Source organism: Pseudarthrobacter sp. NPDC092202 (genome assembly GCF_044755505.1).
Lineage (GTDB): Bacteria > Actinomycetota > Actinomycetes > Actinomycetales > Micrococcaceae > Arthrobacter.
In genome coordinates this window covers 115,147-139,086 of sequence record NZ_JBIVRG010000008.1, presented here as the reverse complement: position 1 = coordinate 139,086, position 23,940 = coordinate 115,147, and the positions used below count along the sequence as shown (strand labels likewise).

The 23,940-nt window shown below is 66.6% G+C and carries 25 protein-coding genes; 10 read left to right on the top strand and 15 right to left on the bottom strand.

The window, feature by feature from the left end:
- Positions 1–16 precede the first annotated feature (16 nt).
- Both ACIQF4_RS13700 and ACIQF4_RS13695 read left to right on the top strand, forming a co-directional pair.
- Positions 17–715 (top strand): FCD domain-containing protein, encoded by a 699-nt coding sequence (locus ACIQF4_RS13700; RefSeq protein ID WP_350001387.1) that lies wholly within the window; start codon positions 17–19, stop codon positions 713–715.
- A 240-nt stretch (positions 716–955) separates the two neighbouring features.
- The gene (locus ACIQF4_RS13695; protein ID WP_400517026.1) at positions 956–2,383 is read left to right on the top strand and encodes an FAD-binding oxidoreductase; all 1,428 of its coding nucleotides are present in this window, start codon (positions 956–958) and stop codon (positions 2,381–2,383) included.
- Positions 2,384–2,509: 126 nt separating this feature from the next.
- Here the strand turns inward: ACIQF4_RS13695 and ACIQF4_RS13690 are convergent, their stop codons facing one another.
- Complete coding sequence (locus ACIQF4_RS13690) at positions 2,510–3,115, bottom strand: DUF4190 domain-containing protein (protein ID WP_400516961.1); 606 nt, start codon at positions 3,113–3,115, stop codon at positions 2,510–2,512.
- A gap of 51 nt (positions 3,116–3,166) precedes the next feature.
- The gene (locus ACIQF4_RS13685; protein ID WP_400516962.1) at positions 3,167–4,033 is read right to left on the bottom strand and encodes an NERD domain-containing protein; all 867 of its coding nucleotides are present in this window, start codon (positions 4,031–4,033) and stop codon (positions 3,167–3,169) included.
- Between the two features lie 247 nt (positions 4,034–4,280).
- Here ACIQF4_RS13685 and pgm point away from each other — a divergent pair, with 247 nt between their 5' ends.
- Entirely contained in the window at positions 4,281–5,942 is a 1,662-nt protein-coding gene (pgm, locus tag ACIQF4_RS13680) for a phosphoglucomutase (alpha-D-glucose-1,6-bisphosphate-dependent) (RefSeq protein WP_400516963.1), read from the top strand.
- Positions 5,943–6,032: 90 nt separating this feature from the next.
- On the opposite strand, the gene ACIQF4_RS13675 is transcribed toward pgm, so the two are convergent.
- Positions 6,033–6,500 (bottom strand): 2'-5' RNA ligase family protein, encoded by a 468-nt coding sequence (locus tag ACIQF4_RS13675; RefSeq protein ID WP_400579985.1) that lies wholly within the window; start codon positions 6,498–6,500, stop codon positions 6,033–6,035.
- An 80-nt stretch (positions 6,501–6,580) separates the two neighbouring features.
- The gene (locus ACIQF4_RS13670; RefSeq protein ID WP_400516965.1) at positions 6,581–7,186 is read right to left on the bottom strand and encodes a malonic semialdehyde reductase; all 606 of its coding nucleotides are present in this window, start codon (positions 7,184–7,186) and stop codon (positions 6,581–6,583) included.
- A 209-nt stretch (positions 7,187–7,395) separates the two neighbouring features.
- Here ACIQF4_RS13670 and ACIQF4_RS13665 point away from each other — a divergent pair, with 209 nt between their 5' ends.
- Positions 7,396–8,736 carry a uracil-xanthine permease family protein gene (locus ACIQF4_RS13665; protein ID WP_400516966.1) on the top strand — a complete coding sequence of 447 codons (1,341 nt, stop codon included), beginning with the start codon at positions 7,396–7,398 and terminating at the stop codon, positions 8,734–8,736.
- Here ACIQF4_RS13665 and ACIQF4_RS13660 read toward each other — a convergent pair.
- The 5 genes from ACIQF4_RS13660 to ACIQF4_RS13640 all read right to left on the bottom strand — a co-directional run bounded on the left by ACIQF4_RS13660 (position 8,733) and on the right by ACIQF4_RS13640 (position 12,994).
- The gene (locus ACIQF4_RS13660) at positions 8,733–9,650 is read right to left on the bottom strand and encodes an SGNH/GDSL hydrolase family protein (RefSeq protein ID WP_400516967.1); all 918 of its coding nucleotides are present in this window, start codon (positions 9,648–9,650) and stop codon (positions 8,733–8,735) included. The two genes, ACIQF4_RS13665 and ACIQF4_RS13660, sit on opposite strands and share 4 nt — an antisense overlap.
- The gene (locus ACIQF4_RS13655) at positions 9,647–10,543 is read right to left on the bottom strand and encodes a GAF and ANTAR domain-containing protein (RefSeq protein WP_400516968.1); all 897 of its coding nucleotides are present in this window, start codon (positions 10,541–10,543) and stop codon (positions 9,647–9,649) included. Before ACIQF4_RS13655 ends, ACIQF4_RS13660 begins: the two co-directional genes overlap by 4 nt.
- Positions 10,544–10,637: 94 nt before the next feature.
- A complete protein-coding gene (locus ACIQF4_RS13650; protein WP_400516969.1) occupies positions 10,638–11,510 on the bottom strand; it encodes a glycosyltransferase family 2 protein in 873 nt (290 codons plus the stop codon).
- 181 nt (positions 11,511–11,691) lie between these two features.
- Complete coding sequence (locus ACIQF4_RS13645; protein WP_400516970.1) at positions 11,692–12,039, bottom strand: hypothetical protein; 348 nt, start codon at positions 12,037–12,039, stop codon at positions 11,692–11,694.
- Positions 12,040–12,094: 55 nt separating this feature from the next.
- A complete protein-coding gene (locus ACIQF4_RS13640) occupies positions 12,095–12,994 on the bottom strand; it encodes an SDR family oxidoreductase (protein ID WP_400516971.1) in 900 nt (299 codons plus the stop codon).
- Positions 12,995–13,201: 207 nt separating this feature from the next.
- Between ACIQF4_RS13640 and ACIQF4_RS13635 the strand changes: the two genes are divergently transcribed.
- From ACIQF4_RS13635 to ACIQF4_RS13625, 3 genes are read left to right on the top strand one after another with little or no spacing between them, the layout of a single operon-like run.
- Positions 13,202–13,723, top strand: a complete 522-nt coding sequence (locus ACIQF4_RS13635; RefSeq protein ID WP_400516972.1) for a DUF6328 family protein — start codon at positions 13,202–13,204, stop codon at positions 13,721–13,723.
- A gap of 2 nt (positions 13,724–13,725) precedes the next feature.
- Positions 13,726–14,388 carry a DUF6766 family protein gene (locus ACIQF4_RS13630; RefSeq protein WP_400516973.1) on the top strand — a complete coding sequence of 221 codons (663 nt, stop codon included), beginning with the start codon at positions 13,726–13,728 and terminating at the stop codon, positions 14,386–14,388.
- 27 nt (positions 14,389–14,415) lie between these two features.
- Positions 14,416–14,760: a LuxR family transcriptional regulator gene (locus tag ACIQF4_RS13625; protein ID WP_400516974.1), complete on the top strand. Its 345-nt coding sequence runs from the start codon at positions 14,416–14,418 to the stop codon at positions 14,758–14,760.
- A 4-nt stretch (positions 14,761–14,764) separates the two neighbouring features.
- Here ACIQF4_RS13625 and ACIQF4_RS13620 read toward each other — a convergent pair whose 3' ends face one another.
- From ACIQF4_RS13620 to ACIQF4_RS13600, 5 genes are all read right to left on the bottom strand, one after another.
- Positions 14,765–15,889, bottom strand: coding sequence for a glycerate kinase (locus tag ACIQF4_RS13620; RefSeq protein WP_400516975.1), 1,125 nt, complete (start codon positions 15,887–15,889; stop codon positions 14,765–14,767).
- Positions 15,890–16,003: 114 nt separating this feature from the next.
- On the bottom strand, positions 16,004–16,813 hold the full coding sequence (locus tag ACIQF4_RS13615) for an SDR family oxidoreductase (RefSeq protein ID WP_350001411.1): 810 nt from the start codon (positions 16,811–16,813) through the stop codon (positions 16,004–16,006).
- A 71-nt stretch (positions 16,814–16,884) separates the two neighbouring features.
- Positions 16,885–17,301, bottom strand: coding sequence for a hypothetical protein (locus ACIQF4_RS13610; RefSeq protein ID WP_350001412.1), 417 nt, complete (start codon positions 17,299–17,301; stop codon positions 16,885–16,887).
- Between the two features lie 93 nt (positions 17,302–17,394).
- Positions 17,395–17,838: a hypothetical protein gene (locus ACIQF4_RS13605; protein ID WP_400516976.1), complete on the bottom strand. Its 444-nt coding sequence runs from the start codon at positions 17,836–17,838 to the stop codon at positions 17,395–17,397.
- A 160-nt stretch (positions 17,839–17,998) separates the two neighbouring features.
- Positions 17,999–18,781, bottom strand: a complete 783-nt coding sequence (locus ACIQF4_RS13600) for a class I SAM-dependent methyltransferase (protein WP_400517027.1) — start codon at positions 18,779–18,781, stop codon at positions 17,999–18,001.
- Positions 18,782–19,039: 258 nt separating this feature from the next.
- Between ACIQF4_RS13600 and ACIQF4_RS13595 the strand changes: the two genes are divergently transcribed.
- From ACIQF4_RS13595 to ACIQF4_RS13585, 3 genes are all read left to right on the top strand, one after another.
- On the top strand, positions 19,040–20,677 hold the full coding sequence (locus ACIQF4_RS13595; RefSeq protein ID WP_400516977.1) for an ATP-binding protein: 1,638 nt from the start codon (positions 19,040–19,042) through the stop codon (positions 20,675–20,677).
- An 18-nt stretch (positions 20,678–20,695) separates the two neighbouring features.
- Positions 20,696–22,246, top strand: coding sequence for a putative bifunctional diguanylate cyclase/phosphodiesterase (locus ACIQF4_RS13590; RefSeq protein ID WP_400516978.1), 1,551 nt, complete (start codon positions 20,696–20,698; stop codon positions 22,244–22,246).
- A 165-nt stretch (positions 22,247–22,411) separates the two neighbouring features.
- On the top strand, positions 22,412–23,473 hold the full coding sequence (locus tag ACIQF4_RS13585) for an EAL domain-containing protein (protein WP_350001419.1): 1,062 nt from the start codon (positions 22,412–22,414) through the stop codon (positions 23,471–23,473).
- A gap of 63 nt (positions 23,474–23,536) precedes the next feature.
- On the opposite strand, the gene ACIQF4_RS13580 is transcribed toward ACIQF4_RS13585, so the two are convergent.
- Positions 23,537–23,803, bottom strand: a complete 267-nt coding sequence (locus tag ACIQF4_RS13580; protein ID WP_231456350.1) for a DUF6480 family protein — start codon at positions 23,801–23,803, stop codon at positions 23,537–23,539.
- Positions 23,804–23,940: the final 137 nt, after the last annotated feature.

The window sequence follows — 23,940 nt, the reverse complement described above, 5'->3', positions numbered from 1 at the left end:
ACGTAGCGAGGGCTTTGTGGAGAAGGCATCACGGCTGGGACTTGAACGCGTTACCCGCCCCCGGCTGTATGAACAGCTGGTGGAGCAGATCCTGTCCTACATCGAATCTGCGCAACTGAAGCCCGGCGACCTGCTGCCGGCAGAACGAGACCTCGCGGAGCGTTTGGGTGTTTCCCGAGCCACCCTGGCCCAGGCCCTGGTGGCCCTCGAAGTGCTCGGCGTCATTGACGTCCAGCACGGGACCGGGGCGGTCCTGGCGCGGAGGCCCAGTGTCGCCTCCGTGATCAAAGGCCTCCGCGAGCACCGCAGCAGGCTGCCTGAGATCGTCGAGGCGCGCAGCACCCTGGAGGGGAAGCTTGCCGCCCTCGCCGCGGCACGCCGTACTGATGAGGACCTCGCTGCCATTGACAACGCCCTCGACGTCATGGGCAGGGAGATCAAGGACGGCGAGCGCGGCGCCCACGGCGATGAGCTCTTCCACGAGGCCATCACTGCTGCGGCCCATTCCTCCGTGCTTGCGCAGCTGATGGCTTTTATCGCGGAAATGATCCTGGAAACGCGGATGGAATCCCTGGGCCAGCCCGGCCGGCCCGAGCAGTCGCTCGCCTCGCACCGGAAGATCGCCGAGGCCATTCGGAACCAGGACGCTGCGGGAGCAGCGGAAGCCATGCTTGCCCACATTGAGCTGGTCTCGGACGTGGAGCTGCTCCGCTAGCAGCATCCGGCCACAGTGTCCGCAGGGTCAAACACAGGCGGCCGCCGCATGGCTGTGTGCGAACGCAAGCCGCGACCGTGGCCAGAAACTTGTTGACCCGGCCTTCCGGCGATCCTAAAATCTGGACATCGCATGAGCCTGCCCGCCGGTTCCCGCAGGCATTTCTTCCGTCGAGGCGCCCCGGCGCTTCTCACTTCCCCTCATAGGCAAGGGCTCAGACCCGTAACGGAAGCACTGATGATGTCCACCGTCCATCACACCAACAGGGAACTGGAAGTACAGCAGACGCTCCGCGAACTGCGCACGCGGCTGTCCGGCACCCTCATCGAGCCGCATGATCCGTTGTACGAAGAAGCCCGCACGGTATGGAACGGCATGGTCGATCTCCGGCCACGCGCCGTCGTGCGTGCCGGGGCGACCGCCGACATCGACGCCGTACTGGACGCCGTCCGGCGCAGCGGGCTGGCGCTGGCAGTCCGTGGCGGCGGGCACAACGTCGCCGGGCACGGCAGTGTTGAAGGCGGACTGGTACTGGATCTGGGACCGCTGAAACGCGTCGATGTGGACGCCGGGAGCAGGCTGGTGACCGTGGAGCCCGGAGCCACCCTTGCCGACGTCGACCGTGCCACTGCCGCCCACAACCTTGCCGTCCCGCTGGGCGTGATCAGCGGAACTGGCGTGGCGGGACTTACCCTTGGCGGCGGCGTGGGGTGGCTGACCCGCTCCGACGGCCTGACCCTGGACAATCTTGAAGCTGTGGACGTTGTCACCGCCACCGGAGAGCATCTGCACGCCAGCGCGCAGGAGAACCCGGAATTGTTCTGGGGGCTGCGCGGCGGTGGCGGAAATTTCGGCGTGGTCTCCTCCTTCACCTTCCGTGCCCGCCCACTGCCGCCGGAGCCACTGGGGGGAAACCTGTTCTACCGCAGGGAGCACTGGCGCAGCGCCCTTTTGGCTTTTGCCGAGTGGGCCCGGGACCTGCCGGAGGAAATGAACCCCATAGTTTCGTTCCTGGTTTTTCCGGCGGAGTTCGGGATGGGCGGCGATCCATGGATGGTCATCGGATTCGCGTGGGTGGCGGAGGACCAGCAGGCCGGCCTCGCCCTGGCAGACCGGCTCCGTGCCGCTGCCCCGCCTGACGAGGAGGAGGTGGGCCCTGCCCCGTGGACCACCTGGCAGAGCGCCATGGACAGCGCCTTTCCCAAAGGCTCGCGCGGCTACTGGAAGAACGTTTCCTTTTCCCGCCTTGACGAGGATTCGGCGGATGTGCTGCTCGGTTTCGCATCCGAGCTGGCGTGGGAGGGCACGGGCATCGATATCCACCACATGGGAGGGAAGTTCGGGCAGGTGCCGGAGGACGCGACGGCGTTCCCCAACCGGTCTGCCCGGTACTGGCTCAATGTCTACGGCTTCTGGCGCGACCCTTCAGAGGACGAGCGGCTGACCGCGTTTGCCCGGAAAGCCTACGCACTCATGCAGCCGTTCGCGGAGCACGGCGAGTACGTCAATTTCCTCGGCGCCGAGGTGGGGCTGAAGGGCGTGGACGCCGCGCGAAGAGCGTACGGTCCGGAAAAGTTCGAGCGCCTGGTGGCACTCAAGGACCGCTACGATCCCCAGAATGTCTTCCGCCTCAACCACAACATCCCGCCAACGCAGGCGCCCGGATAAGGGATGGGCGCCGGCGCTGATGGGGCGGGCGCCGGCGGTGAATGCACGACGCCGGCACGTCCGCGGGCGCGGGCCGCCGCGTTGCGCCTGGCACAGCGCTCACGCAGGATTGGCGTCAGGTGCCGCCTAGAACGTGTACGTCGGACCGCTGCTGGACCCGGCAATCGCCAGACCGATGATGGCCAGCAGCCAGAACGCGCCGTAGCCCAGGAGGCACAGGTATCCCAGGACCAGCCCCGCGATGGACATGCCCCTGCCGGCGGGTTCGCGCTTGAGCGCCAGATGGCCGGTGATGATTGCTGCAATCTGCGGGAGCAGGAGCCACCCCATGATCACCGAGGCGATGCCGCACACCATGCTGGCGATACTCAGCGTTTTCGGTTCCGGCTGCATGCCGTAGTACCCCTGCTGGGGGTACGGGCCCGCGGGCTGGCCGTAGGGAGCGGGGTGCTGGCTGAACGGGCTCGGCGGCTGGCCGTAGGCTCCGCCATACTGGCCGGGTTCCCCGTACGTGCCCTGCCCGGACCCGCTTTGCCCGTAGCTGTCCTGCCGCACGCTGTCCTGTCCGGAGCTGTCCTGCCCAAAGCGGTCCTGCGCGTAGCCGCCTTGCCCGTACTGCGGCGGGGACGGCTGGCTGCCGTACGGCGGCGCGAACCGGGGCGGCTCGAGGCCGGACGGTGCATTGGACTCAGGTTGGCCGGATTCAGGCCGCTGGCCGGGCTGGTCAGACATGGTTCCCCCTACGGATTTTGGTTCCAGCCTACCCCCGCCCCAGGGGCGGATCTATTGGCCCCAGTAGGGCAACACGTACATGGCGAAGATGACGAACGCCGCAAGCAGGGCCAGCTGTCCGGCACCGGCGGTACCGGGGCGGCGGGCTTTTGAACCCGGCCGGCGTCCCGCTGGAGTGTGGCCTCCCCCGGCCCGGACTGCCGAAGAACCGCGCCGGGCCACCGGACGCGCTGGTGGACCCGGCCTCAGCGCCGGGGCTGCGGCATTCGCGGGTGGCGCCGACGGCGGAACCACCGTGCCCGGGCGGACGTGCCGGAACGCCATGATGCCCGGTTCCTGTTCATGCGTCAGCTCCTGGCCCAGCTGCGCATACAGTCCCGCCACCGCCTGCTGGTCCAGCACCTGGGGCAACGCCTCGATGGCGCCAACCACACGCTGCGTTCCGGCCACGGCCACGTCGGAGCCGGTCACCCCAAACAGGTCCGGCTGGGCGGCCATGCAGATCAGCGGACGGACCAGCCTCCGGTACGGCGGCGAAACCACGGAGGACACCGCGGCACATTGGGCCAGGGCGCCTTCCACAGCCTGCGTCCTTGCGTACCGCCCCTGCCAGAGCACCCCGGACAACACCCGGACTTCGCCCGTCCAGTTCTTGCAGTCCACCACCACAACTCCGCCCGGCCCCACGAGCACGTGGTCCAGGTTGGCTTTCGGCCGGCCGGGCCAGTGCACGTCATGGAGCACGTACCAGCCGCGCGGCACCAGCTCGCCCAGCTTGTCCGCGACCACCTTCCCGCTTACGGCATCCGCGTCCCAGGGCTTTGTCGAAACCTCCGCTTCGTCAAGCCGGCGCTTGAGCCTGGCCACCCTTTCGGCGGCCAGCCTGGACTGCTCGGCTTTCCCGTCTCCTGCCCCCATGGCCGCCCCTGCTTCCCTGCCGGAAGGACGACGGCGGAGGGCCGCCGTCGTGCCTTGCTTACGGATGATTTCCCCGACTTTCTCGAAAGTAACAGGGCGTGCAGCAGGCGGTATATAAGTACTTTGGTGGGCCCGGTACTCAGGTTCACTACTCGTTTGATGACGATCTTCCGTCACAGGCCGGACACAGTGGCCGGATTCCGGACGGATCGTTTTGACTCAGGTCCCTGTCTGGCATGCTGGTGGCATGGCTAGCCGCGCGGGCACAGTTGCCCAACCCCAGGACCTTGTTGACATCACTGCGCTTCTTGACGCGTATTACGACATCACGCCCGATCTGGGTGATCCCGGCCAGCGCGTGGCGTTCGGTACCTCCGGACACCGCGGCTCCAGCCTGAAGGCATCCTTTAATGAGCAGCACATCGTTGCCATCACGCAGGCCATCGTGGAGTACCGGGCCGGGCAGGGCATCACCGGGCCGCTGTTCCTGGCCAAGGACACGCACGCCCTCAGCGAGCCGGCGCAGAACTCCGCGCTGGAGGTCCTGGCAGCCAACGGCGTCCAGGTCCTCGTGGACGCCCGCCACGGCTACACCCCCACCCCGGCGCTCAGCCACGCAATCCTGACGTATAACCGCAAGGCCGCCGCAGGCGCCCCGCAGGCAGACGGCATCGTGGTGACGCCGAGCCACAACCCGCCGGCAGACGGCGGCTTCAAGTACAACCCCCCGCACGGCGGGCCCGCCGATTCCGATGCCACGGGCTGGATCGCCAACCGTGCCAACGAGCTTCTCGAGAACGGCCTGCGCGGGGTTAAACGGATTCCGCTGGCCGACGCCCAGGCTGCGGACAGCACCGGCAAGTTCGACTTCCTCAGCAGCTACGTGGACGACCTCCCCTCCGTCCTGAACCTGGATGCCATCCGCGACGCCGGGGTGCGCATCGGGGCGGACCCCATGGGCGGCGCGTCCGTGGATTACTGGGGCGAGATCGGCGAGCGCCACCACCTGAACCTCACCGTGGTGAACCCCACCGTGGATCCCCAGTGGGCCTTCATGACCCTGGACTGGGACGAGAAGATCCGGATGGACTGCTCCTCCCCGGCGGCCATGGCCTCCCTGATCAAGCGCATGTCTGCTGGTGCGGACGGCTCGGCCGCATTCGACGTCGCCACCGGCAATGACGCCGACGCCGACAGGCACGGCATTGTTACACCTGACGGCGGGCTGATGAACCCGAACCACTACCTCGCCGTGGCCATCGACTACCTCTACCGCAACCGCAGCGGCTGGAACCCGGCCTCCGTGGTGGGCAAGACCCTGGTGTCATCCTCCATCATCGACCGCGTGGCCGAGAGCCTGGGCCGCAAGCTCGTTGAGGTTCCGGTGGGCTTCAAGTGGTTCGTGCCGGGCCTGCTCTCCGGCGAGGGTGCGTTCGGCGGCGAGGAATCAGCCGGCGCTTCCTTCAACAAGCTGGACGGCAGTGTCTGGACCACGGACAAGGACGGCATCCTGCTGGCGCTGCTCGCTTCGGAAATCACTGCCGTCACCGGCAAGTCGCCGTCCCAGCTCTACAAGGGCCTCACGGACCAGTTCGGCGCTCCCGTCTACGCGCGCATTGACGCAGCAGCCACGCGGGACCAGAAGTCGGCACTCGGCAAGCTGTCGCCGTCGGACGTCACTGCGACGAGCCTGGCCGGGGAACCCATCCTGGCCAAACTGACGGAGGCGCCGGGCAACGGCGCCTCGATTGGCGGGCTCAAGGTGGTCACCGAGAATGCGTGGTTCGCCGCCCGCCCGTCCGGCACCGAGGACGTCTACAAGATCTACGCCGAGTCTTTCAAGGGCGAGGAGCACCTCAAGCAGGTCCAGGCGGAAGCCAAGGCCCTGGTGGACAGCGTTATCGCCTAGCTGCCCCGGTTTTCCGGCAGGGCCCACAGCCGCAGGATGCGCCGGACGGTATGGTCACCGTCCGGCGCCATGTCCACCAGCGCGATCCGGTCAAGCACCAGGGTTTCGCCCGGATGCAGGCGGCGGCCGTGCTGGTGGGCGATGCGGCCGGTAGCCGGACCTGGTGTGGGCCGGCGTAAGGATCCTTCCGCCAGAGCCTTCAACTGCCGTGGCCAGCTGCTCGTGCAGGGCCTGCAGGTCCGGCTGCGGCTGGACAAGGCTGACGGGCACGGAGCCGTTCCGGCCGAAACCCGCGTCCTCCCCCATCAGGAGGTTCAGGCCCAGGGCCGCGGCCGCATGTGGGCCTGCCAGTTCGGCGAGGCGGACGGCGACGTCGGCACCATCGGCAGTCCCGACGTCGAACCTCACCAGCGTGATGTGCAGGGGCCAGTCCGTGCGCAGGAAAACGGAGCCTTCCGCCACCGGCTCCGCGAACGCCACGAAGATGAGGTTCCGCATCGGCATGGCACCAGTCTCCCACTCCCCCACCCGCGCCGGCACAGCCCAACGCTCTCTCACTTAATGCGCCTTAACCACCAACGCTCCTTCACCGGGTGAAGGAGCGTTGACAAAAAGTGCACATTAAGTGAGAGAGCGTCCTAGACGGTGCGGACAACATCCTCGTAGGCGAACTTGGGCTTCGCTTCCCCCCAGGCGTCCTCGGCCGGCTGGCCGATGTTGACCACCAGGAAGCTTTTCTGGCCGCCGTTGGGGAAGAACGCCTCATCGATGGCTCCGAAGTCGGCTCCCGTCATGGGGCCTGCTGCGAGCCCGAGGGAGCGGACAGCCAGGATGAAGTAGCCGGCCTGCAGGTGCGCGTTGTTGTTGCCCGTGGCGGCGGCGAGTTCCGGGTTGGCGTCGTACATGGCCTTGGGGGCGTTGTAGCCGGGGAGGAAGGCGTCCCACTGGCCGGCCCAGTCCGTGTCATAGCTGAGGATGGCCACCAGCGGGGCAGAGGCCGTCTTGGCGCGGTTGCCTGCCATGAGGGCGTCCACCAGCTTGGCGCGGGCTTCGTCCGAACGGACATAGGTGACGCGCAACGGCTGGGAGTTGAAAGCGGTGGGGCCGAACTTGGTGAGCTCGTAGATGGCCTGTGCCTGCTCGTCGCTCACCTCTCCGGTGAAGGAGTTGGCGGTGCGGGCCTGCGCGAAAATAGCGTCGACGGCGGCCGAATCGATAACCGCTTCTTCGTGGGCAATGGTCATTGGCTTACCTTTCGCTGTGCCTCCCCGACTGTTGGGGCTGGCCTCGTTGCTTTCCAAAGGTTGCAACTTCAAGCAGCCGCATCCTCTTCCCGTGACGGCCCGTGACCTCGGACACAGCAGTCCGGCGCGAGTGCATGGGCGGTATTCTTATCCCAGTCAATCTCCGCCCCTCGCGGCACCCCCCCAAAGCCCCCGAAAGGCCTCCGCCCATGAGCATGCTCGGAATCAAATGGAAGCTGCACGGCACAGGCAAGTCCATCAAGCCGGGGCATGTGGTGGCCCCTGATGAGCGGCTGGCCTGGCCGCTGACCATCGGCGTGGGCATGCAGCACGTGGTGGCCATGTTCGGCGCCACCTTCCTGGTGCCCATCATCACGGGCATGCCGCCTGCCACCACACTGTTCTTCTCCGGCATCGGAACGCTCCTGTTCCTGGTGATCACCAGGGGCCGGGTTCCCAGCTACCTGGGCTCAAGCTTCGCGTTCATCGCGCCCATCATGGCATCCCAGCAGCAGTTCGGCGTGCCCGGAGCCCTGGGTGGAGTGGTCATGGCCGGCGCGGCCCTGGCGCTGGTGGGGGCCATCGTCCAGAAGTTCGGCGCGGGCTGGATCAACCGCCTGATGCCGCCTATCGTCACTGGCGCCATCGTGGCGCTGATCGGGCTCAACCTTGCGCCTGCGGCAAAGCAGAATTTCGACGCCGCCCCCGTCACCGCCGTGGTCACGCTGGCTACCATCATCCTGGTCAGCGTGCTGTTCCGGGGAATCCTGGGCCGCCTCAGCATCCTGGTGGGCGTCGTGGTGGGCTACCTTGTGGCGATGCTTCGCGGCGAGGTGAGCTACGACAAGATGGAGGCCGCGGCCTGGGTTGGCCTGCCGCAGTTCCAGACCCCCGAGTTCCATGTTGGCGTCCTGGGCCTGTTTGTGCCCGTAGTGCTGGTCCTGGTGGCGGAGAACATCGGCCACGTGAAGTCCGTGGCCGCAATGACGGGCCAGAACCTCGACGGCGTCTCCGGACGTGCGCTGATGGCTGACGGCGCAGCCACCGTCCTGGCCGGCTTTGGCGGCGGCTCCGGCACCACCACGTACGCCGAAAACATCGGCGTCATGGCCGCCACCAAGGTCTATTCGACGGCGGCCTACTGGGTGGCGGGCGTCTTCGCCATCCTCCTGAGCTTCTCCCCCAAGTTCGGCGAGCTCATCGCCACCGTCCCGCCCGGAGTGCTGGGCGGCGCAGCCACCATGCTGTACGGCATGATCGGAATCCTCGGCGTGAAGATCTGGGTACAGAACAAGGTTAATTTCTCGAACCCAGTGAACCTGACCACTGCCGCCGTCGCGTTGATCGTCGGCATCGCAGACTACACCTGGACAATTGGTGACCTGAAGTTCACCGGCATCGCCCTGGGGTCAGCCGCCGCGCTGGTGATCTACCACGGCATGAAGGCCATCGCGAAGGCCCGGGGCACGGTAGCCGAGCCCGAAACCGAACACGCCGGATTGCCGCCGGAGGCCAAGGCCGCCGCGAAACGCGCACCGAAAAGGCGCTAGGCCTCCTTCAGGGAAACGGGCTCGGCGGGCACGCCCTCCGGATGGATGACCGGCAGATGCCCGTGCCCGACGACGGGCCCGGGACGGGGGCGTTTGGGAACCAGCGGAGCCCCCACGGGGTGCCTGACCTGGCGGATCGCCCAGGGAACAAGGTACTCTCGGGCCCAGGCGAGGTCGTTCGCCCGGGCTTCCTTCCAGTTGCGCGGTGGAAGCGCCTTGGGCTGCAGCGGTTCAAGGCTGTGGCTAACGGCCAGGGCCTGCAGCACCCCCAAAGCTATGGTGTGGTGGCCCAGCGGCGAGAAATGCAGTCGGTCAGGGTCCCACATGCCGGGTCGGGTAAGGTCGCGCAGGCACCAGAGGTCAACCATGACGGCGCCATGCCGGGCGGCCACCATGTGCAGGTTTTCGTTGAGGATGGCCACCTTGCCGCGTATCTGGCCGAAAACCGGTGTGGTGCCCCAGTCCGGGCCGGCGAAAAGAACCACCGTGGCTCCGGAGCGGGTGAGCTGCTCCACCCCGGCGTCGATCTTCTCGGCCAGCTTGTCCGGATCGCTGCGGCGGAACACGATGTCGTTGCCGCCGCCGGACAGCGTCACCAGGTCAGGCATCGCCGCCAGCGCCGGGCCCACCTGCTGATCGAGGATCTCCTGCAGCCGCAGGCCCCGGACCGCCAGGTTGGCGTAGGCGAAATCAGGCTGCCGCGCACTGAGCTCCTCAGCCACCCGGTCAGCCCAGCCCCGCAGCCCGCCCTGGTTCAGGGGCTCGGGATCCCCCACCCCTTCGGTGAAGGAATCGCCGAGTGCCACAAAGCGGTGCCATGGGTGCCGCCCTGCTTCAGGAGCTTGCTCCGCCGGGCGCACCAATCCCGGGCCAACCGGCTGGCCAGGCCGCTGCTCCTGCATCGGCGTTGTCATGCCGTCCTCCCCTCTTCAGTGTGCGATGAGTCCTTGGCGCGCCGGGCTTTACGCCGGCGGGGCTGCTCCTCCTGGTCCAGCTCGGCGGGAGGCAGCAGGCGGAAGTCCGCGACGCCGTCGGGCGGTCCCTGCCTCAGTCCGGCAGGCTCCCTGCCCGGCTGGGGTCCGGGCCCCTCCCTCCCGGCACCCGGCACCACTACGTTCAGGGCGGCATCGCGCAGGTCGAGTTCGTGGTGCAGCGCCTGCGTCTGCAGGAACCGAAGCGCCCCCTCGCGGCTAAGGCCGTACTCATCCATGAGGCTGCGCACTGCCAGGTCCACCAGGACAAGGGAGCTTTGCACGACGGCGATCCCCGCCGTCGCTTCAGCGCGCTCCGCGACCCGCACTACGACACGCAGGGCCCTGGCCACCTGCTGTGCATAGGTCCGGCTCCGCAGGAGGTCGTCGCTGCTGAAGGCGTGCGGAGAGGCGGCATAAAGGTTGATCGCAGCGCTCGTTCCGCCCTCGGATGCGATGGGCACGGACAGGAGGGACTGCACGCCATGCCCGGCGGCCGCGCTGGAGTACCCTGGCCAGCGGCGGTCGCGGCTGACGTCGGACAGCAGCACGAATTCGCCGGTGCGAAGCGCTTCCATAACGGGCCCGTCCGCGAAGGAGCACTGTTCCCTGTCCGCTTCGAGCGCCTTCTCCGTGCTGGCCGCCACCGTACGTGCCTGCCCCAGCCGGAGGATAGTGGCAGCCCAGCTGATGCCGCGCTGGCTGCCCTTGATATCGGCCATGAAGTCGCGCGTGACGTCCCAGAGATAGGTTTCAACGTCCTTGCTGTCGAACACCTGTTCCGGGGGTACTGGAAGGGGTCCCCAGCCGAGCTGACCTGTGGGTTCCGCGGCCATAATCAACGCCTTGGTTGAAGCGCTCCGGCCTACTGCAAAACCTCTTTCTAAGAATACGTCCCCCGCGCGTTTCAAGGGAGGGGGGACGTATGGATCAGCCGGCCTGCTCCTGGCTCAGCACGACGTCGCGCGCCTCCACATCCCGGCGGGGCACCGTGGTGGGCGACTCGAGGTGTACAGCCCCTGAGGGCAGGATGCCGGCTCCCCCGTGCAACTCCATCACCCTCCATTGGGCCACGACGTCTTCCCCGGCGTGGTCCGGCGGCAGGCTGTCCCAGAAGGCGAAGCCCCCGGCGGCGGTAAGTGCATCGCGGCGGTACATCGCACAACCGCCCAGCCAGGCCACCCTGTACGGAACCCACTGGCCAGGCTGCAGGGACAGGTCGGCACTGATATGGCTGAGGTTTGCGGCGCTGTGCAGGGGCCACCGCTCAAAACCCGGCGCGCCGGGCCGGATCCGCTCAGCCGTAACCGGGCCCTCCCACGCCTCAAAGGCTGCGGTCTGCTCGGGCCTCCTGTCTTCAAGATAGGACAGGCCCTGCGGTGCCATTCCCACGAAACCGCACCCCAGCTCGTCAAGGGCACAGCTGAGCCGGTGGAGCGCCCCTGGCTCCAGCCAGACGTCGTCGTCCAGGAACAGGCACTTCTCAGCGCTGGACTGCTCCAGCAGGAACTGGCGGTGTTCAGCCAGGCCACGCCTCGGCAGGTGGCGGAGGAGGGTCACCGGCCGGCCCTGGGCTTCAAGCACCCGCACCATGGCCGCCGCAGCAGGATGTTCCCAGCCGGGGCTGCCGGCTGACTGGTCGCTGATGACGACGGCGAAGGACGGCTCGGCCTGCGCGGCAAGACCTGCAAGGGTGACGGCAAGTTCAGCCGGGCGGTTGCAGGTGGGCAACAGGACATCCACGTCCACGGTGTCCGGCAGCTCCACGCGCTGCGCCCATTGTTCTGATGATCTCCTGGCCACGTCCCGCCTCCTGGCGCCTGCATGAGGGCATTGATTGCGAATGGGGTTCGCCGTGATCCTTACCCACCTCACGGCCGGTCTATGCCGGGCACGCCGAAGGCCTCCGCCCCGGTTCCGGGGAACCAGGGCGGAGGCCTTCAGGGAATGGGTGCCATGCCGTCAAAAGGCGGCGGCCAGCCGATCAGCCGGCGTCGAAGCTCTCGTCGTCGTCGTTCGGTGACTTCTCTTTGGGGAGGTCGCTGCCGCTGCCGTCCGGAATTCCGGCGGCTTCCTGTCCGGGTTCGGAGGAGACCGGAGCGGAGCCCCGGGAGTCGTCGTTGGACTCATCGATTTCGGCGGCGCTGGAGGGAAGGTCCGCGTCGCGCGGCACGGGATTCCCGCCGCTGCCGGACTGGGGCTCATTGGTGCCTACGCTGTCCGATCCGCCGCCCGCAGCGCCCTGACCTTCGCCCAGTTCCTGCTCCGCGGTGGGCGTGCCGTAGCCGCCGGGGTCCGTCTCGGGCTGTGCGTGCTGGTTTTCCTGCGTCATCATTTCCTCCTGTTGTCCGTTGGGATGAAACTTCTTGCTGCCGGCCGCTTCCTGCCTAGAGGCCCTTGCCACCGGTTACCGGCACTACCGCCCCGGAGATGTAGGAGCCGTCCTCGGAGGCCAGCAGCACGTAGGCGGCGGCGAGTTCGGCCGGCTGGCCTGCCCGTTCAAGGGGCGTGTCCTGGCCGAACTTGGGGAGCTTTTCCGGCCATTCAGTGGCCGGGATCAGGGGCGTCCAGATAGGCCCGGGGGCCACGGCGTTGACCCGGATGCCCTTGGGGCCCAGTTCCTGGGCCAGTGCTTTGGTAAACGCCACCTGGGCAGCCTTGGTCATGGCGTAGTCGATCAGTCCCGGGGACGGATTGAAAGCCTGGATCGATGCGGTGGTAATGATCGAGGCGCCCGGCTTGAGGTGCGGCACGGCTGCCCTCGCTGTCCAGAGCAGCGAGTAGAGATTGGTCTTGAAGACCCGGTCGAATTCCTCTGTGGGCAGTGATTCCAGGCTCTCGCGGTTCTTCTGGTAGGCGGCGTTCAGGACCACCACGTCCAACCGGCCGAATGCGGCTGCTGTTTCCTCGGCAATACGGGTGCTGAATGCCTCTTCGCGGCCGTCCCCGGCGAACAGGAGGACGCGCTGGCCGGCCTTGCGGATCCAGTCCGCGGTGTCCTGGGCGTCTTCTTCCTCTTCCGGGAGATAGGAGATGGCCACATCCGCACCCTCACGCGCGAACGCTATGGCCACGGCCTTGCCGATCCCGGAGTCGCCGCCCGTGATGAGTGCCGCCTTGCCCTGCAGTTTTCCGTGGCCCTCGTAGCTCAGCTCCCCGTGGTCCGGCTTCGGTTCCATGGGCCCCGTGAGACCGGGCTGCTTCTGCTCCTGCTCCGGGAACGGGCCAGCGTGGTAGCCGCCCCGGGGATCCTTGGGCTGGTCCACCTGCTTGTCTGTGTCGCTCATAGTCCGCCTGCTCACTGTGTCGGTTTTCGAAGAGCTCCGCCGTTCACCTGCTCTTCGAAGCTATCCCGGCCGGAGGAGCAAAGTCCACCGATCAGGGCGAATAATCAGTAAACTTATCAAATGTTGCTGTGGGTGCAACGGCTGCCTTGTTTCTGGGTACGGGAAGAGTAGAAAGGGAACAAGGCGCAGGCAGAGGAAGGAGAGGCAATGTCCGAGGTGGAGGATTACACGGGCAGAACGGGCAGGAACGAAACCCGTGAGGAGCAGCTGGACCGGAACTGGGCCGAACTGCTGCAAGAGATGCGGGTACTGCAGATGGGCGTCCAAATCCTGGCCGGCTTCCTGCTGACGCTGCCTTTCCAGGAACGGTTTGAAGACCTTGATGATTTCCAGGTGGTCCTCTACCTGGCCAACGTGGTGATTGCCGCGCTGACTACGGCGCTCATCCTCCTCCCGGTCAGCGTGCACCGGCGTCTCTTCCGGAAACGCCTTAAGGAAACCCTGGTCTCCAGCGGGGATACGATCGCGAAGATCACCCTCGCCGGCATCGCTCTCCTGAGCGCAGGCACCGCTGCACTGGTCTTTGACGTGGCCGCCGGACGCTCCGCCGGCCTTACAGCCGGCGGAGCGCTGATGGCTGTCATGGTGATCCTGCTGGTGTATGTCCCCCTCCATTTGAACAGGCGCGCTGCGGCAGGGCAGGCATCGCCCGGCACGAACGGGGAATAGCAATGGGCAAGTGGGTCAAGGAGCACGGGCTGCTCCTTGTGAACGCGGGCCTGTTCCTGGTGTTTTTCACCGGCATGGTCCTCAGCGGGGCCGCCAACTACAGCGAGGAGCAGCAGGCGCACGGCGAACCCGCAGTCTCAGTCCTCCAGTTCATGGCCACCGGCGAATTCATCGAGGCCACTTTTGAAAACTGGGAGTCCGAGTTCCTGCAGATGGCCATGTATGTGGTCCTGACTGTCTTCCTGTTCCAGAAGGGCTCATCCGAATCCAAGCCGGTGGGCAAGGACGCTCCCCAGGACGAGGACCCGAGGCAGGCGGCCATCACGAAGGCCACCCCCTGGCCGGTCAAGGCAGGCGGCGCCGTCCTGAAGGTCTACGAGCATTCACTGTCGATCCTCCTGTTCCTGCTGTTCCTGGGCTCATTTACGGCGCACGCGCTGGGCGGGGTAGAGGCCTACAACGAGGAACAGCAGAGCCACGGCCAGCCCACCGTCACAGCCCTTCAGTATGTGGGCACAAGCCGCTTCTGGTTCGAATCATTCCAGAACTGGCAAAGCGAATTCCTGGCCGTCGCCGTCCTGGTGGGGGCGTCGGTCTACCTGCGCGAAAAAGGATCACCCGAGTCCAAGCCCGTCGCAGAACCCCATCAAGACACCGGCGCCTAAGCCGCTTCCCCCCGAAAGGTAAAGAGCATGCGAACGATCCTGAAATCTGCACTCCTGGCACTTTTGCTCATCGCCGCACCCGCGTTTTCGCTGGGAGCGGCGCAGGCCATGCCCTCCGCCGGCGCGGCGCCTGTTGCAGCGCAGGAAGGCACCGCACCGTCCGCGGCCGGATCGGCAGTAACGGGCACATCCCCGACGCCTTCCCCCGGCGATACCGCTTCCACCGGCCCTGCGAATCCGGGCACGGGCGAGTCGGCTGAAAACGAGGCCACCAGGGTCAATTACGCCCCATGGTTCATCGCCGGGATAGCCGTCGTGGTGCTGATCCTGATCCTGGTCTGGCGGCGGCGCCGCAACACCACCATCGTGTAGTTATTCAGGCGCCCTCAAGTACCTGGCTTGTTGCCCAGGCCAGGTACTTGGCGGCGTGGGCGACGGCGTCCTGCGGGCTGGGAGCAACGTCCAGCAGCTGCGCGGCAGCCACTACCCCATGTTCAGCAAGCTCTTCAGGCGTCACCAGGATGCGCCCGGCCACCACGATCACGGGGATTCCGCGCTCCCGTGCCGCGTCCGCGAGCGCGATGGGCGCTTTTCCGGTCAAGGACTGCGAGTCCATGGAACCCTCGCCGGTGATCACCAGGTCAGCCCCGCCCAACTGTCCCGCCAGGCCGGTGAGGCCTGCCACCAGCGCGAAGCCGCCTTCCAGCGTGGCCCCGGTGAAGGCAAGGAACGACGCCGGGAAGCCGCCCGCGGCGCCAGCCCCGGGGACGTTCACGTCCCGGCCAGTTGCCTCACGGAGGATCGATGCCCAGTTGCGGAGGCCGGCGTCGAGCAGTTCCACGGTGTCCGCGTCCGCGCCCTTTTGCGGTGAGAAGACATGCGCGGCGCCCGACGTCCCAAAAAGCGGGTTGCGGACGTCCACGGCGATCCTGAAAGTGGTGGCGACCAGCCGGGGGTCAAGGCCGCTGGTGTCCAGCGAGGCGACATCGGCAAGTGATCCGCCGCCCAGCGGTACTACGTTCCCGGCGGAATCCAGCGGCTTCAGCCCGAGGGCCCGCAGGGCGCCGCTGCCGCCGTCGGTCATTGCCGATCCGCCCAGCCCCAGCACGATTTCGGTGGCCCCGGCATCCAGGGCCGCAGCGATGAGCTGGCCGCAGCCGTAGCTGTGGGCCCGGAGCGCGTTGGCCGGGGTGGGCTCCATGTCCGCAAGGCCGGAGGCCTGGGCCGTTTCGATGACGGCGGTGACCTTGCCGTCGTCGGACTTGTGGATGGCCCATGCGGCTCCGAGGGGTGCCAGGATGGGACCCACGACGGCGTTGAGCCGCTCCTCGAAGCCGGCGGCCACGGCTGCCTCCAAGGTTCCTTCGCCGCCGTCGGCGATGGGGAACTGGGCGGCAATGGCCTCCGGGTACACCCGCAGCGCACCTTCCGCGATGGCAGCAGCGGCTTCAGCCGCCGTCAGGGAACCCTTGAACTTGTCCGGAGCAATAAGAATGCGCATGGGCTCCATCATGCCAGCCGGCGATTGGAAAGCGCTTGCCAAATCCGAAATGCGGACAGCGGGGCGCCCTGTGTCAGGGCGAGGAGCGTGACTGGCGCGGGGGCGGAGGCTGGGTCAGCCTTCGCGCCACTCGTGGCTGGTGATGTGCGATCCTGCCTGCGGGCCCATCTGCAGCATCCCGCCGTCCACTGCCCAGGAGGCGCCGTTGACGTAGCTGGCCGCCGGCGAGGCGAGGAAGGCGATGACGGCAGCAATTTCCCGCGCGTCGCCGGGCCTTCCCAGCGGGACACCCGGCCGGTCCTTTGTGGTGGGGTCCTCATCTTCCTGCCCGGTCATGGGCGTGGCGATCTCACCCGGGGCCACGCTGTTGGCTGTAATGCCGTGCTCCGCCAGCTCAAGGGCCAGCGTCTTCATGAGCCCGCCAAGCCCGTGCTTGGATGCGTCATAGGCGGACGCCCCCACCCGCGGCTGGAATTCATGGACGCTGGTGACCGCAATGAGGCGCCCTCCGCTGCCCGCCTTCACCATCCGGCGGGCCGCTGCTTGCAGGCAGGCAAACGCGCCGTTGAGGTTGGTGTCCAGGGTTCGCATCCAGGTGTCGATGTCCAGGTCCAGGAACTTGGTCCCGTCACCGGCACCTGCGTTGTTGACGAAGACGTCGACTCCGCCCAGTTCGTCTGCCAGTTCCTCAATGACGGCGGCAGCGGCACGCAGTTCGGTGGTGTCCAGCTGCCGCACCACAGCTTTGCGTCCCAGCCGGCGGACCTCCTCGGCAGTGTCCTCGGCCCCAGCTTTGTCCGAGTGCCAGGTGACGCCGACATCCATCCCCGCCCGGGCAAGGGCGACGGCGGCAGCCTTCCCTATGCCCGAGTCCGATCCCGTCACGATGGCGGTGCTTGGGGTGAATCCTGCGGTGTCCTGCATGGTGGCAGCCTTTCAGTCAGTCAAGCGGGGCAGTACGTGGATGGATGACGGCTGAGTTGCTCCTCAGCTGGCTAGGCCGGGCGGCGGAGTTCCTCCTGCCGGGTATCGCCGTCCTGTGCGGAGTGTTCCGCTTCCGGCACGGCCATCAGCGGGACGGCGAAGGTCACCACCGGACGGCCTTCGGGATCATCGGCGGACCTTATGGTCAGGCTCCTGGTTCCGGGCGGCACGGACGGGCTGAAAACCTGCAAATTCCGGGACCCCAGCGTGGCGGAGTCCTGGAAGAAGTACTCGGTGCCGAAGTGGTCCTCAAGGATGATGCGTGGCTCAGGTCCGCCATCGGAAGCCATATGGATGTTGACCACCAGCCCGGTGGCCCAGATCTCGACCGAGAGAACAGTGAATTCCGTGGAGCGGGTAACGTGCTGGCCGTAGGTGGGGGGCAGCAGCATCGTCCGGAGGCCACCGGAAGGAATAAGTTTGCGCATGGTAGTTCCTGTGGGTTCTGCTTCCGCCGGCGGCAAAGCAGCTCCGGCGTGGGTGGCCGGTGCTGGGCCGTGTGCGGCTGGAAGGGTAACGGCTTAAGCGTCTTCGCGGCCGGGATTTTCCAGCCGGAAGAAATTGGACTGCTGGCCGTCGCTGCGTTGTTCCTGGTAGATGAAGTTCAGCCCGCGGGAGTCGAAGGTTTCAAACCATTCCTCCCAGCTGATGTGGCGGAGCTTGTCGTTCTCGCCACCGAAATCGATCCGGAGCACTCCGAGATGGTCGCCGTGCTCGGTGCCTTCCACGGTGGCCGGAACGCCGTTGCGTTCTTCGGCCCACTGCCGGATCACTTCGTGGTGCGTGGTGGCCAGGCTCCGGCCTTCGCGCTCGGGTTCGTCCTCCGTTGAGGTGACCTCCTGTGAGTACTTGAGGGATTTTGATGACTCGGGGCCAGTGCGGATCTTGCCTTCGTCGGGGCCGGCTCCCAGATCTTCCGGTTCCGTTCCGCGTTCGCTGGCCTTGCTGCCCTTGTCCTGTGCCACGGTGGCCGTCCTTTCCCCAAGGTCGCTAACTAGTAAGTCTACTTACCATCTAGCCTCCAGATCCGGCCATGTGTCAAGGGTTCTGGAAGTACCTTGTGGAACAACTGTGGGGAACACCAGCCGGGACAAGCGACAGTTGCGGAAAGAGAACCGGGGACGGCTACTTCCTCGGCCGCAGCACCGCGAAATAGCCCGGAACCCGGCTTTGTCCGCCAACTCCGGTCATTGGGTTCGTTTCAATGGCCACCTCGCCGTCTGCCAGGAGCTCCCAAGCCTCCGGCGGAAAGGCCCGGGAGCGTTCATCGGGGCCAAAGTGTCCGGGCATGGGCAGCCCGCGGATCGCACGTTCCAGCGGAGCCGGGATGTTGCGGGGCGTGGCGCCGAGGTGGGAGACGTACTCCACCGGGTTGCCCTGGAAATTCGTCTCCGCCAGGAACACTGTGCCGCGGCTGCCGGCCAGCAGCCGCAGGTTTTCCACCATCGCCGCCTGGTCAGCCGCATCCAGGACGTGAAGGACGCCCCGGATGAAGGCGTTGGCGTCGCCCTGGATGTCGAGTGCTCCGGCCGCGCCGGTTTTGGTCATGTCCAGGGCCTGGTAGCGGACCCTGCTTGCCCGGCCGCCGGCACCGGGCTGCGCGCCGGATTGGGCTTCGGCATGGGCTACCGCGTGCCCGGACACATCCACACCCACAGCCTCAGCGAAGACGCCGGCCAGTGCCCTGGTGAAGCGTCCGTGCCCGCACCCCATATCTATGACGGGAAGTCCACGGTCCAGGTGACGGAGCAGCACGTCCCGGTAGCCGAGGAACTCATTGTCCGTACCCGGATCCCACAGAATTTCACTTCCTGCTCCCCTGCCCCGGATGCCCGCCCAGTACGTGTCCCATGCCACCGGCCGGTCCTTGGGGGCAGAGCGGGACAGCCTGATGAGCTTGGGAACCATCAGGTATTTCTGCAGGGCGGAACGCACAGACTTTGCGGCAGGGGACTTCGCTGGGGAGGACACGGAACAAATATAGGTGTCTGCTGCTCCCGGATGCGATCTGCCGGATTGCTGCAGGCTGCATGCCCGTAATTCCGGCGCTTCCCCCGCCCCCGCCGGGACCTTTAAGTCCGCCGCCCCCTTAACGTGCCCTTTTCACCGGTCCGCCCGCCCGGCGTCGCCATACAATGAGAGTCAACTGGGAGGGAAGGGGGCACTGTGGCGGCTGAATCGCCGCGTGACCTGAGCGATCGCAGCGCCGTCGTGGCTGATCCCGACGGCGGGCGGCTGGATTCGTACGCCCGGACGCTGCGGGACGCCGGCTACAGCGTCCAGTGTGCGGGGAACGCTGACGAGCTTGCGGCGGCAGTGGACTCCTGCCAGCCCTCCGTGGTGGTGGCGGACGCTTCGCTCTCCGCCGTGGAAACTTCCGCGCCGGTCCTGGTGGTACTGGACCTGGACGATCCTGCGGAGCTCGCAGCCATGAGCCCCTCCGGCATACACGACTGCATCGCCAAGCCGCCGCCGCCCCGGGAACTGGTCCACCGCGCCACCGCGCTGATCGACCAGGTGGCCCGCCGCAAAGCCGCGCGGCAGGAAACCGAAGCCCTCCGCGAACAGCTGCGGGAGGTATCGGCAGCGGTCCGGGCAACGAACGATCCGCAGGAGATAGCCCGCCATGTGGTGGCCGGCTTTGGCCGGACGTTCAAGGCGGATCACGTATGGCTGTCCACTTTCGAAGACAGCCGGGTTCCCCGTATCAACGCTGCCTGGAGCAGGCCGGGCCTTGAGCCCCTCCCCGAACAGGCGCTTCCGGATGAAGAATACGCGCAGCAGACGGCGGACCGGCTCTGGGCCAATGCCGAGACCATGTCCACTGCCGGGACGGACGAGCCTGCGGCGGGAGATGCGCCTGCACCGGGAATCGCCAATGCCGTTTCGTCGCTGGCAGTGCCCATGGGCGAGGGGAGCTCGTCGCTGGGCATCATCTGGATCGCGATGCTTGACGGACCGCGGACATGGTCCGGCACCGAGCTCGGGCTCATGCAGCACGTGGCCGGCAATGCGGCGTACGGACTCATCCAGAGCCACCTGATCAGCAGCCAGCAGCAGGTGGTGAAGCAGCTGCAGCAGCTCGACAAGGCCAAAACGGACTTCCTGGCAACGGTGAACCATGAGCTGCGGACTCCGCTGACGTCCATCATGGCCTACCTGGACATGATCCAGGAGAGCACCGAGCAGCCCGTCTCCCCCGAAGTCCACCAGATGCTGGACATCGTGGTCCGGAACACGGAGCGGCTCCGGATCCTGATCGAGGACATGCTGAGCGTCTCGCGCAATGGCCTGGATGACAGCCTGTTGCACCTCACCCCGGTGCGGCTGGGACAAACACTGGACCTGGTTGCGGCAGCACTCAGGCCCTTGGCCACGCAGCAAAACGTCACAATCGCGGTGGACCCGGTTCCCGAGGACCCGGAGATTCTTGCCGATGAGGTGCAGCTGCAGCAGGTCTTCACCAATCTTGTCTCCAACGCCATCAAGTTCACTCCGAGCGGTGGGCGGATCGAGGTGGGCAGCGAGTCGCACTCGGCATCGGATGGCACCCGTTGGGCCACCGTCAGCGTCGCGGACACGGGCATCGGCATCTCAAGCGATGAGATCGACCACGTCTTTACGCGTTTCTACCGGGCCTCCAACGCCATGTCCGGCGCCATTCCCGGGACCGGCCTGGGGCTGGCCATCACCAAGGACATCGTGTCCCGGCACGGCGGCCGGATCGATGTGTCCTCGACCCTGGGCAGCGGTACAACGGTCACCGTCAGCCTCCCCCTTGACACCCGCAGCCAGGAAAACTGAACCCGATGCAGGAACAGAATGTTTGCGGATAACGACCCGCGGCTCTCCCAGCTCCTGGAAGGCATCGTGCGCCTTGCCTCCGGCGACCTCACCTCCCGGATCGAGGTGTCTCCCGCGCGCGATGAACTCGACGCCATCATCATGGGCACCAACCTGCTGGCCGAGGACCTGCAGATCATCTACGAAGAGCTCGAGCAGCGCGTGCAGGTGCGGACCCAGCTCCTGCACGAGGCCCACCTGGAAATGCAGAAGATGGCCATGCAGGACCCGCTCACGGGCCTGGCAAACCGCTCCGCCCTGATCGACGCGCTGAAGGGCGCACTGGAGGCGGACGACGCCGGCCCCCAGTCCGGGGAGGGCCCCGCCCTCCTGCTGATGGACCTGGACGCCTTCAAATCCATCAACGACAGCCTGGGCCACACCGCCGGCGACCATGTCCTGGTGACCGTGGGAGAAAGGATCCGCGGCGCCGTTCGTGAATCCGACGTGGTTGCCCGCCTGGGCGGTGACGAGTTCGCCATTGTCCTGCCCGCGGCGTCCCCGGACCAGGCAGGCATCGTGGGGCACCGCATCCTGGCGGCCCTGGGACAGCCGGTGGAGCTGCCCGGCCGCAGCGTGCGCTGCGGTGCGAGCATCGGGCTCAGCGCCGGCGGTGGCGGCAAGACCCCCGAGGACATGCTGATGGAAGCCGACGTCGCCATGTATGCCTCAAAGGCGGAAGGCCAGAACCGGCTGCACCGCTTCGAACCCGGGCTCCTGCTGGTCCGCAGGCTCCGCAGCCAGCTGGTGGAGGACCTGCGTGCCACCCTCAAGGATGGCGGCCTGACCCTCTACTACCAGCCCGTGGTTGAGCTGGCTACCGGACGGATCGAAGGCGTGGAGGCCCTGGTCCGCTGGAACCATCCGACCCGCGGCTTCATCATGCCCGATGAGTTCATTCCCCTCGCCGAAGAGGCCGGCCTGATCTCCGAGCTGGGGCTGTGGGTGCTCCGGGCCGCGGTGCACCAGCTCCGCGACTGGATCGGCGCAGGGCTGGTGGACAGCCGGTTCTCCGTCCGGATCAATATCTCGGCCACCGACCTGCAGAGCCTGCAGTTCATCGAGGACGTCAGGAATGTCCTGAAGGAAACCGGCGTGAGGCCTGAGCAGGTAGTGCTGGAGCTGACGGAAGTGGCAATCGTCAAAGGGAACGAGCTGGACCGCTATTCACTGGGCGGGCTGCGGGGCCTGGGCGTGGGCATCGAGATCGACGATTTTGGCACCGGGTACTCGTCCATCAGTTATTTGCGCCGGCTTCCCGTGGACCGGGTGAAGGTGGACCGGTCCCTCATCACCGGTCTGGGAACCGATCCGACCCAGCCCGCACTGGTGGCAGCGGTCCTGCAACTGGTCAGGGCCTGCGGGCTGGAGGCCGTATGGGAAGGCGTGGAGACGGCGGAGCAGGCCGAGCTCCTTCGCGGCCTGGGCTGCCTCAGCGCGCAGGGCTACTTCTTCAGCAGGCCCGTCCCGCCCGAGCAAATTCCCGAATTGTTGGCGGGCCGGGCTGAAAGCGCAGCCCAACAGGGGTAAAGTACTGCGCTTTTGTTTCCCGCGATATACGATCATCGTGCGGTGTCTGGTTTTCGTCGCCGCGAAAATCAGGTTTCAGCATGGACACCGGAATTAAAAGGCGTTTGGAAATTGAACAACATCGGGGCCACTGGGTCATTACTTCGTCAACTGGGGGCGTAGCTAATGTCGGTTCGTACACAAGCATGGGGAATTATTGCCGCTGTGCTGGCGGATACTGATCCGTCCGGAGAGGCTGTCCGGCAGCGGCTGAGCAACAGCCTGGACGAAAATCCGGGAGTGCCGGAACGGGCGCTGCTCGAATATCTCCTGGAAACGCGGCGCAGCGACGCCAACACCGTGGAAACGCTGGAGAGCGCCCGGGAAATGCGGATCACCCCCGCGGTCCCGCCAAAAGTGGCAGAACAAATCGACGCGATCCGCAGCATGTCACGCATCAGCGCGCTGCTCGAAAGCCAGATGCTCATGACCGCCTTCCAGCCAATCTATGGGCTGGAAGAAAAAACCGTGGTGGGAGTCGAGGCGTTGTCCCGGTTCGTCAGCGATGACGGAGCTGCCGCGGAACTGTGGTTTGCCGAGGCCGCCGCCGTCGGCCTCGGCGCGAACCTGGAATTCGCAGCGCTGGGATCTGCGGCCGCTGCGGCGAAGTCGCTTCCCGGGAACCTGTTCGTGTCCCTCAATATTTCGCCCGCTTCCTGCCTGGACCCCCGCCTGCCTGAATTGTTCGACCACATCGACCTGCCCATCGACCGGGTTGTGCTCGAAATGACGGAGACCGTCAAGGACGAGGAATACCCGCAGTTCATTTCCGCCATCAATCCGCTGCGGGACCGGGGCCTGAGGATCGCCGTGGACGACACCCACTCAGGGGCGGGAGCCCTGAGCCGGATGGTGCACCTCCGGCCGGACTTCCTGAAACTGGGCCGGAACGTGATCGGCGATGTGGACAATGACGGCATCCAGCGCGCCCTGGCCGCCTGCCTGGTGGACTTCGCGGAGCAGATCGGCACCACCCTCGTCGCCGAAGGCGTCGAGACCGTGGGGGAACTCAAAGTCCTCACCGAGCTGGGCATCAGCGCCGGGCAGGGCTACCTGCTGGGCAGGCCTTCTGTCCGGCCCAAAGACTGGGCCAGCTGGAACGGCCGCCTGGACGTGGATGGGATCAACCGCCATCTTGCGGGAAGCGGGCAGGCCGGCGAATCGTCGGTGGCCAACGAATCGCACTGACCCCGCCGTCAGCGGGGCCGGCGGCCCTCCGGCGGACATCCGGAGGACCAGCCGCCGCTGGTGCTATTCGCTGTGCCCCTGGTCGCCGCTCATCTGGTCTTCCGCCGGAGGCGTCTCGCCCGGAGGTACTCCCCCGCCCGGTTCCAGCCCAGTGATGTTGCCCTCGGCGGGATCCGGATTCGACGAGCCGGCAGAGTCTTTCCCGCCCTGACCGGCGCCGCCGGGCTGGCCGGCAGCTGGCTGGCTCACGCCTTCCCTGGCATCGGCAGGCGGGGTCTTGCCCGGCTGGTCCGGGTTTGCTGGATCATTTTCGGGATGGTAGCTGCTCATGGTGCTTGCGTCCTTCCTGCCCGGCCGCGGTTCCTTGCCCCGGCTCTGGACTAATTGTAAGCATGCTGATAATTCTGGAAGGGTAATGCTCCGGGCATCCGCTGGGGCGCCCGGCACGCGACGTGAGAAGGAGCAGT

Excerpts from the sequence above, each read along its gene's own strand:
- ACIQF4_RS13665 (WP_400516966.1), top strand. The coding sequence starts at position 7,396 with ATGAGCATGCTCGGAATCAAATGGAAGCTGCACGGCACAGGCAAGTCC.
- ACIQF4_RS13685 (WP_400516962.1), bottom strand. The coding sequence starts at position 4,033 with ATGGGGGCAGGAGACGGGAAAGCCGAGCAGTCCAGGCTGGCCGCCGAA.
- ACIQF4_RS13640 (WP_400516971.1), bottom strand. The coding sequence starts at position 12,994 with ATGAGCGACACAGACAAGCAGGTGGACCAGCCCAAGGATCCCCGGGGC.
- ACIQF4_RS13625 (WP_400516974.1), top strand. The coding sequence starts at position 14,416 with ATGCGAACGATCCTGAAATCTGCACTCCTGGCACTTTTGCTCATCGCC.
- ACIQF4_RS13590 (WP_400516978.1), top strand. The coding sequence starts at position 20,696 with ATGTTTGCGGATAACGACCCGCGGCTCTCCCAGCTCCTGGAAGGCATC.
- ACIQF4_RS13690 (WP_400516961.1), bottom strand. The coding sequence starts at position 3,115 with ATGTCTGACCAGCCCGGCCAGCGGCCTGAATCCGGCCAACCTGAGTCC.
- ACIQF4_RS13585 (WP_350001419.1), top strand. The coding sequence starts at position 22,412 with ATGTCGGTTCGTACACAAGCATGGGGAATTATTGCCGCTGTGCTGGCG.
- ACIQF4_RS13655 (WP_400516968.1), bottom strand. The coding sequence starts at position 10,543 with ATGGCCGCGGAACCCACAGGTCAGCTCGGCTGGGGACCCCTTCCAGTA.
- ACIQF4_RS13620 (WP_400516975.1), bottom strand. The coding sequence starts at position 15,889 with ATGCGCATTCTTATTGCTCCGGACAAGTTCAAGGGTTCCCTGACGGCG.
- ACIQF4_RS13630 (WP_400516973.1), top strand. The coding sequence starts at position 13,726 with ATGGGCAAGTGGGTCAAGGAGCACGGGCTGCTCCTTGTGAACGCGGGC.
- ACIQF4_RS13645 (WP_400516970.1), bottom strand. The coding sequence starts at position 12,039 with ATGACGCAGGAAAACCAGCACGCACAGCCCGAGACGGACCCCGGCGGC.
- ACIQF4_RS13580 (WP_231456350.1), bottom strand. The coding sequence starts at position 23,803 with ATGAGCAGCTACCATCCCGAAAATGATCCAGCAAACCCGGACCAGCCG.
- ACIQF4_RS13600 (WP_400517027.1), bottom strand. The coding sequence starts at position 18,781 with ATGGTTCCCAAGCTCATCAGGCTGTCCCGCTCTGCCCCCAAGGACCGG.
- ACIQF4_RS13635 (WP_400516972.1), top strand. The coding sequence starts at position 13,202 with ATGTCCGAGGTGGAGGATTACACGGGCAGAACGGGCAGGAACGAAACC.
- ACIQF4_RS13695 (WP_400517026.1), top strand. The coding sequence starts at position 956 with ATGTCCACCGTCCATCACACCAACAGGGAACTGGAAGTACAGCAGACG.
- ACIQF4_RS13615 (WP_350001411.1), bottom strand. The coding sequence starts at position 16,813 with ATGCAGGACACCGCAGGATTCACCCCAAGCACCGCCATCGTGACGGGA.
- pgm (WP_400516963.1), top strand. The coding sequence starts at position 4,281 with ATGGCTAGCCGCGCGGGCACAGTTGCCCAACCCCAGGACCTTGTTGAC.
- ACIQF4_RS13670 (WP_400516965.1), bottom strand. The coding sequence starts at position 7,186 with ATGACCATTGCCCACGAAGAAGCGGTTATCGATTCGGCCGCCGTCGAC.
- ACIQF4_RS13610 (WP_350001412.1), bottom strand. The coding sequence starts at position 17,301 with ATGCGCAAACTTATTCCTTCCGGTGGCCTCCGGACGATGCTGCTGCCC.
- ACIQF4_RS13660 (WP_400516967.1), bottom strand. The coding sequence starts at position 9,650 with ATGACAACGCCGATGCAGGAGCAGCGGCCTGGCCAGCCGGTTGGCCCG.